The 17663-nt window shown below is 64.4% G+C and carries 9 protein-coding genes; 6 read left to right on the top strand and 3 right to left on the bottom strand.

Annotated elements, in window-relative coordinates; all coding sequences use genetic code 11:
* Positions 1-115 precede the first annotated feature (115 nt).
* Together K288_RS0134995 and K288_RS0134990 are read left to right on the top strand one after the other, a co-directional pair.
* Positions 116-1909, top strand: a complete 1794-nt coding sequence (locus tag K288_RS0134995; RefSeq protein WP_027583731.1) for an adenylate/guanylate cyclase domain-containing protein — start codon at positions 116-118, stop codon at positions 1907-1909.
* A 177-nt stretch (positions 1910-2086) separates the two neighbouring features.
* A complete protein-coding gene (locus K288_RS0134990) occupies positions 2087-4855 on the top strand; it encodes a di-heme-cytochrome C peroxidase (RefSeq protein WP_027583730.1) in 2769 nt (922 codons plus the stop codon).
* A 26-nt stretch (positions 4856-4881) separates the two neighbouring features.
* Here the strand turns inward: K288_RS0134990 and K288_RS0134985 are convergent, their stop codons facing one another.
* Positions 4882-5829: an alpha/beta hydrolase gene (locus tag K288_RS0134985; protein WP_027583729.1), complete on the bottom strand. Its 948-nt coding sequence runs from the start codon at positions 5827-5829 to the stop codon at positions 4882-4884.
* Between the two features lie 216 nt (positions 5830-6045).
* Between K288_RS0134985 and K288_RS0134980 the strand changes: the two genes are divergently transcribed.
* The gene (locus K288_RS0134980) at positions 6046-6516 is read left to right on the top strand and encodes an Hsp20 family protein (RefSeq protein ID WP_027583728.1); all 471 of its coding nucleotides are present in this window, start codon (positions 6046-6048) and stop codon (positions 6514-6516) included.
* Between the two features lie 184 nt (positions 6517-6700).
* Here the strand turns inward: K288_RS0134980 and K288_RS0134975 are convergent, their stop codons facing one another.
* On the bottom strand, positions 6701-7411 hold the full coding sequence (locus K288_RS0134975; protein ID WP_027583727.1) for a hypothetical protein: 711 nt from the start codon (positions 7409-7411) through the stop codon (positions 6701-6703).
* Between the two features lie 456 nt (positions 7412-7867).
* Between K288_RS0134975 and gltB the strand changes: the two genes are divergently transcribed.
* Both gltB and K288_RS0134965 read left to right on the top strand, forming a co-directional pair.
* The gene (gene gltB, locus K288_RS0134970; RefSeq protein ID WP_027583726.1) at positions 7868-12601 is read left to right on the top strand and encodes a glutamate synthase large subunit; all 4734 of its coding nucleotides are present in this window, start codon (positions 7868-7870) and stop codon (positions 12599-12601) included.
* Between the two features lie 147 nt (positions 12602-12748).
* A complete protein-coding gene (locus K288_RS0134965) occupies positions 12749-14206 on the top strand; it encodes a glutamate synthase subunit beta (protein ID WP_027583725.1) in 1458 nt (485 codons plus the stop codon).
* A 6-nt stretch (positions 14207-14212) separates the two neighbouring features.
* Here the strand turns inward: K288_RS0134965 and K288_RS0134960 are convergent, their stop codons facing one another.
* The gene (locus K288_RS0134960) at positions 14213-15883 is read right to left on the bottom strand and encodes an outer membrane beta-barrel protein (RefSeq protein ID WP_244443370.1); all 1671 of its coding nucleotides are present in this window, start codon (positions 15881-15883) and stop codon (positions 14213-14215) included.
* Between the two features lie 245 nt (positions 15884-16128).
* Between K288_RS0134960 and K288_RS0134955 the strand changes: the two genes are divergently transcribed.
* The gene (locus K288_RS0134955) at positions 16129-17142 is read left to right on the top strand and encodes a KpsF/GutQ family sugar-phosphate isomerase (protein ID WP_027583723.1); all 1014 of its coding nucleotides are present in this window, start codon (positions 16129-16131) and stop codon (positions 17140-17142) included.
* Positions 17143-17663: the final 521 nt, after the last annotated feature.

Below are 17663 nucleotides of genomic sequence, written 5' to 3'. Positions count from 1 at the left end.
CATTACTATGATCTCCAGATCGGGCTTCCGCCAGGCACATCTTGTTTTATAAGAATTGGAACGGCCGGCCGCGCGCTCAGCGGTTACTGGCCGATTCCGGAGCATAGATACGATTATGGAGAGACGGCTAGCTGCCATAGTCTGTGCCGACGTCGCCGGCTACTCGCGGATGATGGGTGCCGACGAGGCGGGCACGCATGCCGCCTTCAAAGCCCACCGGACCGCGATCCATCCGGTCATCCTCAATCACGGCGGCCGTATCCTGAAGAACACCGGCGATGGCTTCCTGCTGGAGTTTCCGAGCATCGTCGGAGCGCTGGAGGCGGCCATCGAGATGCAGATGCTGATGGCGGAGCGCAACAACCAGCTTCCCGCAGACCGTGTCATGCAGTTCCGGATGGGCATTCACATGGGCGATGTGATGGCCGACGAGGACGAGCTGTTCGGGGATGATGTCAACATCGCCGTCCGGCTCGAGACGGTTTCCCCGCCGGGCGGGCTGGCCGCGTCGGCCAAGGCGTATCAGGAGGCTGGCAGGCACCTCAAAGCCACCCTGGTCAGCACCGGCAGCCATCGTTTCAAGAATATCGCAGACCCGGTGGAGGTCTTCACCTGGGAGCTGGGCGGCTCCGAGGCGCGTGGGCGCCAGGTGCGGGATTCGTCGGACCTGTCTGGGCAGTCTCGGACCGCGATCGTCGGCGTGCTTCCCTTCGCCAATTTGAGCGACTCCAGCGACGAGTATTTTTCCGACGGATTGACCGAAGACCTGATCCACGCACTCTCGCTGCAGTCCTTCTATCGGGTGCTGAGTCGCAACTCGACATTCTCCTTCAAGGGCAAGAATGTGAGTACCCGCCTGATCGCCCGCGAGATCGACGCGACCTACCTGATCCAGGGCTCGGTGAGGCGTGCCGGTAGCAAGATCCGGGTGACCGCCGAGCTCATTGCGCCCGAGAACGGTGAACAACTGTGGACCGGCCGCTATGACCGCGACATGGGCGATCTGTTCGCGATGCAGGACGAGATCACGACCAGTCTTTCTGCGGCGATCGCCACCGAGATATTCCGCGCGGAGGCTTCCGCGCCGGCCCGCCTTTCCAACGACGTCACCGCGTGGGATCGATTCCTGAAAGGCCTTTCCTACTATTACCGGCACACCAAGGAGGATTACGAGACTTCCATTGCGCTGTTCAAGGAAGCGATCGCGCTCGATCCGACGCTTTCGATCGCGCATGCCTATCTCGCCACGATCCAGGTGCAAAGCATCCAGTTTGGCTGGCTCAAGCGTACGCGCGAATTGTGGACGTCGATCGTAAGCCTTGCGGAGGCGAGCGTTCGGCTCGATCCGCGCTCGTCCTTTGCCTTTCAGATCCTGTCCTATGTGCGGTCGGTGGAGGGGCACTACGAGGCTGCGCTCGATGCCGCGAACCGCGCAGTGGCGCTCAACCCATACGATATGGGCGCGCGCGGGGTGCTTGGATATGTTCACCTCGTGAGCGGCGAGCATCGCCAGGCCATCGAGCTCTTTTCGCTGGGGGCGCAGCGCGGCAACAGCGACCCGCGCTACCAATGGGCGGCCTTGAACGCGTTCAGCCACTATCTGCTGGGACAATACGACGCGACCCTGTCGTGGGCGCGCGAGCAGCTCTACATCAATCCGAACCATATGCCGGCGCTGGCGATCCGCGCTGCCGCGCTGGCCCAATTGGGACGGACCGAAGAGGCGGCGGACGCGACCGGCGTTTTGATGTCCAACTATCCGGTTTTCACCGTTGATCGCCATTTGAAGAACTTCCATTGGAAGCTGCCGGCCGATATCGAACACTATCGTCAGGGACTCCTGAAAGCCGGCGTACCGCTCGCCCGGCTGACCCTTGTCGAAAACCGGAAGTTTGCCGCCGAGTCGTGAACGCGCACGCAATCCGGCGCGGCGCCCTCCCGTCGTTCGCTGACTTAAGAGATTCAGCCAAACTTCGTCACACGCTGTAGTAGCGTAGCATCACGCTTGTATTCTGGATGTTAAGACTTCGTCCGCTTCTATCGGGCGACAGCTTTTCATGATTCGTTACGTCCAGGATTTTGCGCGATGCACGACCCCCGCACCAAGAAGCCGGTCACGCCGCCGATCGACGTTTCTCCGAACAATCCCTGCCCATTCCTGCGTGCGCTGGTCGCGGAAGGATTTGTCGACGGCCACATCGTTCCCCTCTCGACGCTGTCCGGGACGATCGAAGCGGCGAGCGGAGAGAAGGGGCTGGGCAAGGTACGGGTGCGCATCGAGACTTATCTCGTCGCGCTCATCGCGAATGGCCTCAGCCCCTGGCGCCTGCTCAAGAGCTGGTGGTCCGGCGCCGAGCTTGATGCGCTGCGCGACGGCCCGCTCGACAAGCACGGCGTCGGCTCGCGCATCCTTGACGCCCACGCCCATGTGCACGAGGACCAGATCGCGCGCCTTGCCGAGTTCGGCCAGGAGTGCAGGAATCCCGCTGGCGGCGTCGAGCGCGGACTGACGGCGTCCGAAATCAGCACCTTCATGCACGCCAATTTCGAGCGGGCGAAAGACAACCGGCGCTGGTACGACCCGCTGTTGATGAAGGGCGAATGGCCCGTCCTGCTTCGCATCATGGGCAAGGGCGAAGGCAAGGACCGCTACCTCAGCGTCGCGGAGGTGAGGACATTGTTCGTCGATCGCCGGCTGCCCGAGCGGATCGTCGAGCGCATCGAATCCCAACCGCAGGTCGCCCCCCGCAGGCGCGCGCTTCGCGTGCTCGGCAGCGCAGCGGCCGTGGTGATCGCGCTTCTGGTTGCAGTTACGCAATTCCCGGATCGCGTCAGGGCCGTCCTGCCCGACAAGCTCTCGCAATTGCTGCCGCCTCCGCTTCCGGAGACGCCAGCGACCAAAGCCGCCTACTGGCTCGACCAGAACTGGTCGATCGAGGACCGGTACTGGTTCCACCATGTCAGCCAGGGCACAGCGACATTCCCGGTGCCCTATGCCTGGTTCGTCGCACTGGAGCAGCCGTATTTGCGTCTGCTCGGCGCGCCCGGACTGATGAAGGACAGCGCCTATCTCGAGCGCTTCGGATTTATTCCGAGCCCCCAGACCATCCATACCGACGACACCACGCTGCGCCGCTTCGGTTATGCCAGCATCTTCGAGACGACACCTGCACCGGCATCCTCAAGCCTATGGAAGACACCGGTTGAGAATGTCGACGGCTTGCCGGTCGGCTTCGCGCGGATGACCGGCGTTGTCGAACCCGCGACGGGCCGCCGCGAGGACGACAAGATCGGGCTGACTTGCGCCGCCTGCCACACCGGACAGCTTCGCTACAAGGGCGTGGCGGTGCGCTTCGACGGCGGCCCGGCCATGACCGACCTGAAGAAGCTCGAACTCACGACCGGCCTCTCCATTGCCTACACCTTGTATGTGCCGTTCCGTTTCAAGCGCTTCGCCGATCGCGTGCTCGGGCCCGACGCAAGCGACGCAGACCGCAGCGCGCTCAAGCAAAAGCTGGCAGCGATCGGCAAATTCCTGCTCGACTGGCAAAATACCTATGACAAGACGATTGCCGGCAAGACGACCGAGGACGGCAAGCAACAGAAGGACACCGAGGAAGGATTTGGCCGCCTCGATGCACTCAACCGCATCGGCAACCAGGTCTTCTCGCAGAACCTGGCCATCAACGGCCTCAGCGGCTTCGAAAAGAATCTGCACGCCCAGGACGCGCCGGTCAGCTACCCGCCGATCTGGACCGTGCCGTGGCTCAAATATGCCCAATACGACGCCTCGATCGAGCAGCCGCTGATCCGCAATGCCGGCGAGGCGTTAGGGGTGACGGCGCTGATCAACATGTCACCCGAATATCCGGCAGACAGGCTGTTCCGCTCATCAGTGGAGGTGCAGAATCTGTTGTGGATCGAATCGATGCTGCGCGGCCCCGATCCCTTCACGCAGACGCCACAGCGCTTTGGCGGTTTGACCGCGCCGAAATGGCCGTCGCAATTGTTCGACGATCAGGCCTGGCAGCTCAAGCCGGACCGCGTGGCCAGGGGCCGGAAGCTGTACGCCGAGATCTGCGTCGAATGCCATCTCGGTCCGGTCAATGACGCCGTGTTCGACGCTCAATTTCCTGACAGGAGCTTCTGGTCGTCGCCGCGCTGGGATCGTACTGGCGCGAGCCCGGTCCTCGATCCCGTCCAGAAGAAGGCGGATGACATGGGAACGGACGCGGCGCAGGCCAGCATACTGACCACGCGAAACGTTCAGGTCCCCGACTTCCTCGGCATCGACCCCACGCGCGACCTCACGAAGTGGTGGGAATGTGCTGACGTCCAGCCGACCTCTTCCACTGAGATGTCGTATGCCCTCGCACTGATGGTGACGGTGGACCTTGTCAGCCGGAAATGGATGGGCGATCGGCACATCCCGCCGGCGGAGCAGAAGAAGCTGTGGGGCGAACGAAAGAACTGCCCCAACCCTGGGCCGGCACCGCGTTATCGCGCGCGCCCGCTGAACGGCGTCTGGGCCACGGCGCCCTACCTGCATAACGGCTCCGTCCCCTCGCTCGACTGGCTGCTCCGGCCCGCCACCGAACGCCCAAGGAAGTTCTGCATGGGCGTGCGTGATTTCGATCCGGAGCACGTCGGCTTCTACGTGAAGGGAGACGAGACGTCGTGCAAGAATGGCCAGACGCTGTTCTCGGCAACCGATCGCGACGGAAAGCACATCCATGGCAACGGCGTAGGCGGCCACTCGTTCGAGGGAGCCGCGCCGTATCCGAAGGGCGTCATCGGCCGCGCGCTGGACAAGAAAGAGCGCGAAGCCCTGATCGAATATCTGAAGACCTTGTAGCCGATCGAGGGAGCGCGCGGGGCGTATCAGCCGAACAGCGGCGTGCCCGGCACGAAGGCGTCGAACGCCGCCCAGAACTGCGCGCGGTAGCGGTCCTGCTCCTGCAGGATCTCATGCTTGGAGCCGGCGATCACGAGATGCGAGCCGGCGCGCAGGTGATAGGCGAACTCCTCGATCGCGGGCGTCGACACCACGGTGTCGTTGCTCGCCGCCAGCATCAGGATCGGCTGGCGGATTTGCGACGGATAATAATATTGGCGGAACGTGCGCATCGCCTTGAACGCGGTGTCGGCCCAGGCAACTGTCGGCGCGCCGATGCCGAGCGTGGAATCTTCTTCCAGGACCGCCGCATTGCGCGAGTAGCGGACGGGATCGCTGGTGAGGGGATTGTTGATGAAGGGCGAAAGCCCCACCAGGTCGTCGCTGCCGCCTGGAACGTAGCGTCCGCCCTGGCCGGCGAGCCGCATGATCCGCAGCAGCGTTGTCGGGATGAATGAAGTGCGGCGTCCCGGCAGATCGATCATCGGCGCGGACAGCACCATGCGATCGAACCAGCGCTTGCCGGCATGCGCGATGCGCAGCATCACGGCCCCGCCCATCGAATGCGCCAGCGCGAAATAGGGCGGCGGACAATCCGGCAGCACCACCTGCTGCACGAAGGTTTCGACGTCGATCTCGTAATCAGCAAAGTTGCGCACATAGCCTTTGCGTGGATCGCGCAACCGCCGCGAGGAATGGCCCTGCCCGCGCCAATCGATCATCGCCACCGCAAAGCCGCGGTCGCGCAGATCGCGCACGGTCTCGAAATATTTCTCGATCATCTCGCCGCGGCCGGTGAACACGCAGACCGTTCCCTTGCGGCCCGGCGGCGGCGCCCAGCGCGCAAAGCGCAATTCGGCGCCATCAGGCGTCTTGATGGTGCCGCTGACGACGTCTTCCGGAACCGGATTGGCTGGAATGGAGACGAGCGTCATGAAGGGGAACCGCTAGGTGAGAGACGGCGGGAATCAAGGCGTGAGCGTCAAAAAGCGACGATATTTCCGCCTCTTGAACGCCTGATAGCCCCACCCATATCATCTTCGTGCAGGCCGCTACCAGTGTTTCGGAACCGGAACATCAGGCTGCACACAGACTAAAGCCCGGCCCGATGGCGGGCGGGCAACAAATCAGTCGCTCATTGGAGGACTATCATGCGTACCTACGATCTGACCCCGTTCTATCGTTCCACCGTCGGCTTCGACCGTTTTTTCAACCTGCTCGACCAGGTGACTTCGGACGGCAGCCCCGGCTATCCCCCTTACAACATCGAGCGCACCGGCGAGAACGCCTACCGCATCAGCGTAGCGGTTTCCGGCTTCTCCGGCCCTGAGCTTTCGATCGTCGCGAAGGAGAACACGCTGACGATCAAGGGCGAGAAGACGGCCAACGAGAACGGCAAGGACAATTCCAACGTTCTCTATCGCGGCATCGCCTCTCGGGCCTTCGAGCGCGTGTTCCAGCTTGCCGACTTCGTACAGGTGAAGAGCGCTTCGCTTGAGAACGGCCTGCTCCACGTCGACCTCGTTCGCGAGATCCCCGAGGCCAAGAAGCCCCGCAGCATTCCGATCACGACCGGCTCCGCCGCTCCGCAGGTCGCCGACGGCTCCAAGGCCGCCGCCTAATCGCGGCAGCAGCTTCGGCAGATATTGGCCGAGCGCAAAACGCCCCGGGAAACCGGGGCGTTTTTGTTTGTGTCGTAGCTCCGTAGCCCGGATGGAGCGTAAGCGTAATCCGGGACAGGTCGATCGGCGGACGGATTCCCGGATTGCGCTGCGCTCCATCCGGGCTACGGGCTCGCTACGGATTTCACTCCAATCCCTGCACCTGCGGCATTTCCTGGGTCGGCAGAATGGTCGGCGCGGCGGGCGCAGCCGGCTTCGCGTCGCCGACGGTCGGGGCGGCAGCCGGCGGAATGGCCTGCTGCGTCTCCGTGGGCTTCTGCTGCACCGCGGCCGATTGCTGAGCCGGTTCCGCCGCGCGCTTTGCTGCCAGCGGGTTCGGCCTTGGCTTCGGCACGGTCCGGCTCGCCACATGGGGAATGGGTGCCGGCGGCCGTGGTATGCTGCTGCGAACAGGGGTGGCCGGCGGCAACGGTCCGGCTGGGCCATAGGCGCCGCTCAGATCGCCCTCGTCATCGTCGTCCATCCCGTCGGCCGGAATAAAGCGGATGATGCGGCCGGTGCGCGCGTCGATGATCAGCCTGCCATCGCTGCCGCCGGGCTGGATCACCGCGATCGTGTAGACCATTCCGCGCTGCCGCGGGATGCCGAGCGGCAAGAACCCGTTTTCGCGCAGCACGGTGTAGACTTCGATCGGCGGCAGCAGGCCTGGTCCGTAGGCTGGCCCGTAGCGCGGCGCCGGCACCTCCGGCGGCATCGCCGCGTAAGGTCCGTCGAAGTCGGACACGGTCACGATCGACGGATTTCCGACGTGATTGGGCGCCAGCAACTGCGCATTGGCGGTCGGCGCCGAAAGAACGAGCCCTGCAGACAAGACCCATCCCGTAAACAGCTTCATCACCGGTAGCTCCTGTAAGACGCTGGGCGTGGAGCTTTTTTTGCTCTCTGGTGCCCGCAGGAAACTTCATCGGCAATTCCGGCGGTCCTTGGGCCGGATCACGGCGCGTTTGCTTCAAATCGGGGGCGGCCCTCCCGCCGCGCACTGCGCAAAACTACATGCGGACGAGGACTCTCATGCGCTTGTGTGATAGAGAAAAATTTGGCAAGGTCGGAGTTAGGACAGTATAGCTGTCTTAATCGCGGGGCAATCCCGGCATAGGGATTGCAACGGAAACTCGGCCCTTCGGGCTCCGAGAATGCTGCGGGCAAGGCCGTTCCTCAGGGACGTTGAACGCTCCTCGCCTGATTTAGGACATTGCGGCTCGCGGAGGACGAGCGGTGGCCCGGTGGGTGCCGCAACGCCCAAGGTGCGCCAACGACCATGAGGCCGTTTAGCCTTATTTTGAGAGGAAACATGAGCGGGTCGGAATTCGAGCGCGAAACCATCGTGACAGAAACGCTGTCGGCGACCGCAGCCTCGAAAGCGGACGAACCGACGCGCGAACACGATTGGCGTCCCCAAGCCGAGGGCATGTACGATCCGAGCCTGGAGAAGGATGCCTGCGGCGTCGGCTTCATCGCCAACATCAAGGGCAAGCCCTCGCACCGGATCGTCTCCGACGCCCTGAACATCCTTTGCAACCTCGAGCACCGCGGCGCCGTCGGCGCCGACCCGCGCGCCGGCGACGGTGCCGGCATCCTGGTGCAGATCCCGCATGCCTTCTTCGCGCGCAAGGCCGCCGAGCTTGGCTTCAAGCTGCCGAACCCGGGCGACTATGCGATCGGCGCGCTGTTCATGCCGCGCGACGCCTCCTGGCGCAACGTCATCAAGAGCATCATCGCCGACGAGATCAAGAACGAGGGCTTCAAGCTGCTCGGCTGGCGCGACGTGCCGTCGGACAATTCCTCGCTCGGCGTCACCGTGAAGCCGACCGAGCCCTATCACCTGCAGGTGTTCATCGGCCGCAACGGCGTCGGCAAGACCGAGGACGAGTTCGAGCGCCGGCTCTACATCCTGCGCAAGTCGATCTCGCAGGCGATCTATCAGCGCCGCGATCGCGGCATGGCCGGCTACTACCCGGTCTCGTTCTCGTGCCGCACTGTGATCTACAAGGGCATGTTCCTGGCCGATCAGCTCGGCAAGTATTATCCCGACCTGCACGAGGACGACTTCGCGAGCGCGCTGGCGCTGGTGCATCAGCGCTTCTCGACCAACACCTTCCCGGCCTGGTCGCTGGCGCATCCCTATCGCATGATCGCGCATAACGGCGAGATCAACACGCTGCGCGGCAACGTCAACTGGATGGCGGCGCGGCAGGCGTCCGTGCATTCGGAGCTCTACGGCAAGGACATCAGCCGTCTCTGGCCGATCTCCTACGAAGGCCAGAGCGACACCGCCTGCTTCGACAACGCGCTCGAATTCCTGGTGCAGGGCGGCTATTCGCTGCCGCACGCGGTGATGATGATGATTCCGGAAGCGTGGGCCGGCAATCCCTTGATGGATGAAGAGCGCCGCGCTTTCTACGAATATCATGCCGCGATGATGGAGCCGTGGGACGGCCCGGCCGCGATCGCGTTCACCGACGGCCGCAAGATCGGCGCCACGCTGGACCGTAACGGCCTGCGGCCGGCGCGCTATCTCGTGACAAGGGACGACCGCATCGTGATGGCGTCCGAAATGGGCGTGCTGAAGATCCCGGAGGACCAGATCGTCACCAAGTGGCGACTGCAGCCGGGCAAGATGTTGCTCGTCGATCTCGAGCAGGGCCGGCTCATTCCCGACGACGAGATCAAGGCCGATCTGGCCAAGAGCCATCCCTACCGCGATTGGCTGGCCCGCACCCAGATGCAGCTCGAGGAGTTGCCGGATGCGCCGACCAAGAGCGTGCGCTCGAACCTGCCGCTGCTCGACCGGCAGCAGGCGTTCGGCTATTCGCAGGAAGACATCAACATCCTGATGACGCCGATGGCGGCGACCGGCGAGGAAGCCGCGGGCTCGATGGGCAATGACACGCCGATCTCGGCGCTGTCGGACAAGCCGAAGCCGCTCTTCACCTATTTCAAGCAGAACTTCGCGCAGGTGACGAACCCGCCGATCGATCCGATCCGTGAGGAGCTCGTGATGAGCCTCGTCTCGATCATCGGGCCGCGGCCGAACCTGTTCGACCTGCAGGGGCTTGCCTCCACCAAGCGCCTCGAAGTGCGCCAGCCGATCCTCACCGACGCGGATCTGGAGAAGATCCGCTCGATCTCAGACGTCGCCGAGACGCATTTCAAGTCGCGCACGCTGGACACCACCTTCCACGCCGGCTTCGGCGCGGCGGGCATGGAGCAGGTGCTGGATGAGCTCTGCGCGCGCGCCGAAGGCGCGGTGCGCGAGGGCATCAACATCATCATCCTCTCCGACCGCATGACCGGCACCGACCGGATCCCGATCCCCGCGCTGCTCGCTTGCGCCGCCGTGCATCATCATTTGATCCGCACGGGCTTGCGCACCTCGGTCGGCCTCGTCGTCGAATCCGGCGAGCCGCGCGAAGTGCACCATTTCGCCTGCCTCGCCGGCTACGGCGCGGAGGCGATCAACCCCTATCTCGCGTTCGAGACCATCGTCGCGATGAAGGGCCGCCTGCCGGGCGGGCTCGACGACAAGGAGATCGTCAAGCGCTACATCAAGTCGATCGGCAAGGGCCTGCTCAAGGTGATGTCCAAGATGGGCATCTCGACCTACCAGTCCTATTGCGGCGCGCAGATCTTCGACGCTGTCGGGCTGAAGGCCGATTTCGTCGGTAAGTATTTTGCCGGCACGCACACCCGCATCGAGGGTGTGGGGCTGGGCGAGATCGCCGAGGAAACCGCGCGGCGGCATGCCGATGCGTTTGGCGAGGCGCAGGTCTACAAGACCGCGCTCGATGTCGGCGGCGAGTACGCCTACCGCACCCGCGGCGAGGATCACGCCTGGACCGCCGAGTCGGTCTCGGCGCTGCAGCACGCCGTGCGCGGCAACTCGCTCGAGCGCTATCGCGCCTTCGCCAAGATCCTGAACGAGCAGCAGGAGCGGCTGCTCACGCTGCGCGGCCTGTTCCGGATCAAGACCGCGGCGGAAGAAAAGCGCAAGCCTGTGAAGCTCGAAGAGGTCGAGCCGGCCAAGGAGATCGTCAAGCGCTTCTCCACGGGCGCCATGTCGTTCGGCTCGATCTCGCGCGAGGCGCACACCACGCTCGCGATCGCGATGAACCGGATCGGCGGCAAGTCCAACACCGGCGAAGGCGGCGAGGAAGCCGATCGCTTCAAGCCGCTGCCGAATGGCGATTCCATGCGCTCGGCCATCAAGCAGGTCGCCTCGGGCCGCTTCGGCGTGACGACGGAATATCTCGTCAACTCCGACATGATGCAGATCAAGATGGCGCAGGGCGCCAAGCCCGGCGAAGGCGGCCAGTTGCCCGGCCACAAGGTCGACGCGACGATCGCCCGCGTCCGCCATTCGACGCCCGGCGTCGGCCTGATCTCGCCGCCGCCGCACCACGACATCTATTCGATCGAGGATCTGGCGCAGCTCATCTACGACCTGAAGAACGTCAATCCCGACGGCGACGTGTCGGTCAAGCTCGTCTCCGAGATCGGCGTCGGCACGGTTGCCGCTGGTGTCGCGAAGGCGCGCGCCGACCATGTGACGATCGCGGGCTTCGAAGGCGGCACCGGTGCCTCGCCCCTCACCTCGATCAAGCATGCGGGCAGCCCGTGGGAGATCGGGCTCGCCGAAACCCACCAGACGCTGGTGCGCGAGCGGCTGCGCAGCCGCATCTCGGTCCAGGTCGATGGCGGCTTCCGCACCGGGCGTGACGTCGTGATCGGTGCGCTACTCGGGGCCGACGAGTTCGGCTTCGCCACGGCGCCTCTGATTGCGGCCGGCTGCATCATGATGCGCAAGTGTCATCTCAACACCTGCCCGGTCGGTGTTGCGACTCAGGACCCGGTCCTGCGCAAGCGCTTCACCGGCCAGCCCGAGCACGTGATCAACTACTTCTTCTTCGTCGCCGAGGAAGTACGCGAGATCATGGCTTCGCTCGGCTACAGGAAGTTCGACGAAATGGTCGGCCAGACCCAGATGCTCGACCAGACCTCGCTGGTCGCGCATTGGAAGGCCAAGGGCCTCGACTTCTCGCGTCTGTTCGTGCGGCAGAAGGAGGAGAAGGGCCAGAAGATCTACCGCTCGGAAGCCCAGAACCATCATCTGGAAGCCGTGCTCGATCGTCGCCTGATCGAGAAGGCCCGCGCCGCACTCGACCGTGGCGCGCCTGTCAGGATCGAGGAGGAGATCAACAACACGGACCGCTCCTCCGGCGCGATGCTGTCGGGCCAGGTGGCGAAGATCTACGGCCATGAAGGGCTGCCGCTCGACACCATCCATGTCAGCCTCAAGGGCACCGCAGGCCAGGCGTTCGGCGCGTGGCTTGCCAAGGGCGTCACCTTCGAGCTCGAAGGCGAAGGCAACGATTATGTCGGCAAGGGCCTTTCCGGCGGCCGCATCATCGTCAAGCCGCCGAAGATCTCCGGCATCGTGCCTGAGGAGTCGATCATTGTCGGCAACACCGTGATGTACGGCGCGATCGAGGGTGAATGCTACTTCCGCGGCATCGCCGGCGAGCGCTTTGCCGTGCGCAATTCTGGCGCGGTCGCGGTGGTCGAGGGCGCCGGCGACCATTGCTGCGAATACATGACCGGCGGCATCGTCGTGGTGCTCGGCAAGACCGGCCGGAACTTCGCAGCCGGCATGTCCGGCGGCATCGCCTACGTCCTCGACGAAGCCGGCGACTTCCCGAAACTGTGCAACCTCTCGATGGTCGAGCTGGAACCGGTGCTGTCGGAAGAGATGATCAACGCCGCCACCTACCACCATGCCGGCGATCTCGAGGCGCACGGCCGGGTCGACGTGTTCCAGAACCTGCTTGATTCCGATGTTGAACGGCTTCATGTGCTGATCACGCGGCACGCCAAGCTGACCGGCTCGAAGAAAGCCGTCGAGATTCTGGCGGACTGGAAGATTTGGCTGCCGAAGTTCCGCAAGGTGATGCCGGTCGAGTACCGTCGCGCGCTGAAGGAAATGAAGGCGAACGCCGACGCCGAGCCGAAAATCGCGATCGGAGCGTAATCACAGAAGGTTATAAGACCGTCATTGCGAGCGCCGCGAAGCAATCCATAAACTCGGTCCGCGGACACAGATGGATTGCGTCGTCGCTATCGCTCCTTGCAATGACGAACGAAACAAGACGAACCAGGTGCAGGGGCCTCAGGCTTAATGGGAAAGATCACAGGTTTCCTCGAGATCGAGCGGCACGACCGCAAGTACACGCCGGTCACCGAGCGGCTGAAGCATTTCCACGAGTTCGTCCTTCCGCTCAGCGAGAAGGACCTCCGCGATCAGGCCGCGCGCTGCATGAACTGCGGCATTCCTTATTGCCACGGCACCGGATCGGTCGCGCCGGGCACGCCCGGCTGCCCGGTCAACAACCAGATCCCCGACTGGAACGACCTCGTCTACCAGGACAACTGGGAAGAGGCCTCGCGCAACCTGCATTCGACCAACAATTTCCCCGAATTCACCGGCCGCATCTGTCCGGCGCCGTGCGAGGCTTCCTGCACGCTCAACATCGACGACAACCCGGTCACCATCAAGACCATCGAATGTGCGATCGTCGATCGCGCCTGGGACAATGGCTGGCTCAAGCCGGAGATCCCCGCCGAGAAGACCGGCAAGAAGATCGCGGTGATCGGCGCCGGGCCGGCAGGCATGGCCTGCGCGCAGCAGCTCGCGCGCGCCGGCCACGACGTGCATGTCTATGAGAAGTACGCCAAGGCCGGCGGCCTCCTTCGCTACGGCATTCCCGACTTCAAGATGGAGAAGGGCATCATCGACCGCCGCGTCGCGCAGATGGAGGCCGAAGGCGTCACCTTCCATTACGGCGTCCAGGTCGGCGGCGACGCGCCCGGCGCGATCGATCCGAGCGATCTGCACAGCCAGTATGATGCGATCGCGCTGACCGGCGGCGCAGAGGCCCCGCGCGACCTGCCGATCCCGGGCCGCGATCTCGACGGCATCCATTTCGCGATGGACTTCCTGCCGCAGCAGAACCGCCGCGTCTCCGGCGAGCCGCTCGGCGGCGTGACCGACATCCTCGCCAAGGACAAGCATGTGGTGGTGATCGGCGGCGGCGACACCGGCTCCGACTGCATCGGCACCTCGCTGCGCCAGGGCGCCAAGTCCGTGACCCAGCTCGAGATCATGCCGGCGCCGCCGGAGCGCGAGAACAAGGGTGTGACGTGGCCGAACTGGCCGCTGAAGATGCGGACCTCGTCGAGCCAGGCCGAAGGCGCGATCCGCGAATACGCCGTGCTGACCCAGAAGTTCGAGGGCATTGGCGGCAAGGTGAAGAAGCTGCACTGCATCAAGGTCGACGACAAGTTCAAGCCGCTGCCCGGCACCGAGTTCGCACTCGACGCCGAGCTCGTGCTGCTGGCGATGGGCTTCGTGCATCCCGTGCACGACGGCCTGTTGAAGCAGCTTTCGATCGACCTCGACCAGCGCGGCAACGTCCGCGCCAACACCAGCGACTACCAGACCTCCATCCCCAACGTGTTCTCCGCCGGCGACATGCGCCGCGGTCAGTCGCTGGTGGTCTGGGCCATCCGCGAAGGCCGCCTCTGCGCCCGCGCGATCGACACGTTCCTGATGGGGAAGACGGATCTGCCGCGGTAGCTTCCCCTAATTCTGCACCCTGACCCCCAGCAGCATCACCGTCGACTGCGAGCTCGATCCCGGCGAGCTCGAGTCCAATATGTCGTGGCGGACGGTGCCCTTGATCCAGAGGCTGCGGGTCATCTTGTAGATCAGATCGCCTGAGAGCGAATAGATTCTGTCCAGGCGGTCGTCGCCCTGATAGTCGAGCGTGCCGTAGGTGAACCTGCCGATCGCGGTCAGCCAGCGGCGGAAGTCATGATCCACCTCGACGGTGTAGGTGCGCGCCAGCACGCCTGAGGTGCCGGGCAGCGTGGTCTCGCCGAGCTGGGTGTCGGAATAGAATCTGGCCGTCGTCAGCGGCGTCGCGGTCCAGGTCAGCGATGCCGTGGTGAGCAGACCCTCCAGCCGGTTCAGCCGCGGATCTTGATAATTGCGCGCGGCGTAGCCGATCGAGGCTTCGCCGAACAATAGCCGCGAGAACTCGAACGACGTGCCGGCCTTCGCATAGCCGCCCGAGGAATCGCGCGCGAAGCCTGAGCGGTCGAGCCGGAGATCATGGACGCGGCTGTCGCCCTCAATTTCCACGAACGGCTTCACCGCGGGGTTCACTTCGTAGCTGACACGCGCGACGCCGCCATACTGGTTGAAGTTGCGGTCGTCGTTCGAACTCGACGAACCGTCGGTGAGCCTGGACCATTGGTAATCGGTGCGGTCGACAGTGGCGCCTGCGGAGACCTGCAGGCGGTTGAAGTTCTGATCGACGCCGAAGGTGCCGCCGACCGTGGTGTAGATCGGGTACCTGGCGAGGCCCGTCTGCACGTTCGGGCTGCCGGGATTGTCGGTGGAGACGAGCAGCCGCGCCTGCCCCAGCAGCCTGGTGTCGCGGGTGACGTCGAGCCGCCCATCAATATGGCCGATGAAGTTCGGGCGATCGACGTCGAGCGGCGCGGATAGCGGCGTGCCGTCGGCGTTCGGCGTCAGGTTCTGGGTGTAGCCGGTGAAGGAGCCGCGCAAGTCCGCGACCAGCGCGTGACGCTCCCAGTTGGACACCGCGAGGAATTCCGGGGCGATCACGTATGTCGGCGAGCCCTGCTGCACCGACAGCCGGCCGGGATTGGTTTCATAGCCGGCGCTGAGCTCGACCGCGGACTTGATCAGGAAACTGCCGGCGTAGTCGCCGACTGCGCCGAACGGATCGTCGTCGATCCTGAGCCGCTTGCGCGGCGGCTGGCCCACGATGGTGCCGGCCATCGCCGGAGGCATTGGCGATTTGTTAGCGCTCTCCGACGGCGGGATCGACAGGCGCAATTGTCCAGCCAGATTCCTCGGCAGCGGCGCAGGCGGCGGCGAGCCCGGACCGGGCGGCGGTTTCGGCTTCGCCTGCGCCGGATAATATTTCGGCTGCTGGCGTCTACGGTTGAGCGAGTCATAGCCGGAGGTCGAGGCGCCGCTCGCAGCCGGCAGGCCATAGGACGGCACCTGGCCGACGCGCGACGGCGCGCGGCCATCGCGATCGCGCAATCGTGGATCGTTGAGCGGATCGGCCAGTTCTGCCGCGGTCCTGCGCAGGGGCGAATCGGGCGGCGCAACCTGGGTCGTGCGCGACGGGCTGAACAGGTCGGGCGTCACCGTCTGGGCCTGCGCGAAGGGGCCGCCCAGCGCGAGCGCGGCAAGGCACACAACAGGCGCGCGCAAATGGCGCGCGCGCCCAGCCCGGCCCCCTTCTTGCCCTCGCCCCACGAAAAAACCTCAACAAAATCATTGACTTGCACGGCAAACGCGAAACGGGGCCGAGAACGTCCTTAATGGAGTTAAAACAATTATGGTTAATGGCCCGTTGAGAGCGGCGAGCCGCGTCGCCTCCTGCTCTCCGCCGTGCTAAGGGAGGCGCTCTGGGCGCACCGCCCCCCTCCCTGGAAAGAGACTCTCCGGAAAGAGACATGGCCAAGCCCAAACCGCTGATGCCGAAATCGACGGACACCGAGCCCGCTGACGCCGCCGTGCAATCGGCGCTGCGGACGCTGGAGGCGGAAGCAAGCGGTGTCGCCGCGATCGACGCCGCGCTCCGCTCCGACCTCGGCGCCCCCTTTGCCGCGGCGGCGGAGATGATCCGCAACGCCAGGGGACGGCTGATCGTCACGGGGCTCGGCAAGTCGGGCCATATCGGCCGCAAGGTCGCGGCGACCTTTGCCTCCACCGGCACGCCGGCGTTCTTCGTCCATGCCGCCGAAGCCAGCCACGGCGACCTCGGCATGATCACCGCCGACGACGTCATCCTGGCGCTGTCATGGTCCGGCGAGCAGCCGGAGATGAAGAACCTGATCTCCTACGCCGCGCGCTTCGGCATCGACGTGATCGCGATCACAGCGGAAAAGGACTCGAGCCTGAGCAAGGCCGCCGATATCGCGCTGACGCTGCCGAAGGCGCGCGAGGCCTGCCCGCACAATCTGGCGCCGACCACCTCTTCGCTGATGATGCTCGCGCTCGGCGATGCGCTGGCGATCGCGCTGCTGGAAGGCCGCGGCTTCACCTCGATCGATTTCAGCGTGCTGCATCCCGGCGGCAAACTCGGGGCCATGCTGAAATATACCCGCGACCTCATGCACGCCGGCGAGGCCGTGCCGCTGATGCCGCTCGGCACCCGGATGTCGGAAGCGCTGGTCGAGATGACCTCGAAGGGCTTCGGCTGCGTCGGCATCGTCGACCGCCGCGGCCATCTGGTCGGCATCGTCACCGACGGCGACCTCCGCCGCCACATGCGCCCCGACCTGATGACCGCCGTCGTCGACGAGATCATGACCAAAAATCCGAAGACCATCGGCCGCGACACGCTGGCCGGCGAAGCGCTGGAATTGTTGAACGCATCGAAGGTCACCGCGCTGATCGTCATCGACGCCGGCAAGCCGGTCGGCATCGTCCATTTCCACGACTTGCTGCGCGCCGGCGTGGCCTAGGCCGGCGGCGTGCAGGATGAGTAAGCGCAGCGAAACCCATCGCGATGAAGCTGGGCGCGCGAATGATGGGTTTCGCTCCGCTCTACCCATCCTACGATTCTGCTAGTCCCTCATCCTGCGCAGAACAAGCGCGCGGCTCTATCCACGTCATTGCGAGCGGAGCGAAGCAATCCATGCCTCCACACGCGGCACGATGGATTGCTTCGCTCCGCTCGCAATGACGGGGGTGAGGTCTGATTCAAATTTCAAACAGCGGTCCGTGGGATGGGTAGAGCGAAGCGAAACCCATCGCGATGGAGCAAGCGGGTCGAATGATGGGTTTCGCTTCGCTCTACCCATCCTACGTCTGAGTCAAACAGCGGATGTGAGTTCGCGTTCTCGCGGCGCGCTGTGCCCGAGCTTTGCGTTTCGTTTCACCCTCTGATCGAACAGAGGGCGCAGGGAAAGCCGGGTGCTGGTTGCACCCGTGGGTCCCGTGCAACAAAAAGCACGGGGGTAGGACCACAGGTTCAACCGAAGCA

Origin of the sequence: Bradyrhizobium sp. Ai1a-2, from assembly GCF_000426245.1 — a bacterium.
Lineage (GTDB): Bacteria > Pseudomonadota > Alphaproteobacteria > Rhizobiales > Xanthobacteraceae > Bradyrhizobium.
This window is presented reverse-complemented; position numbering and strand designations above follow the sequence as displayed.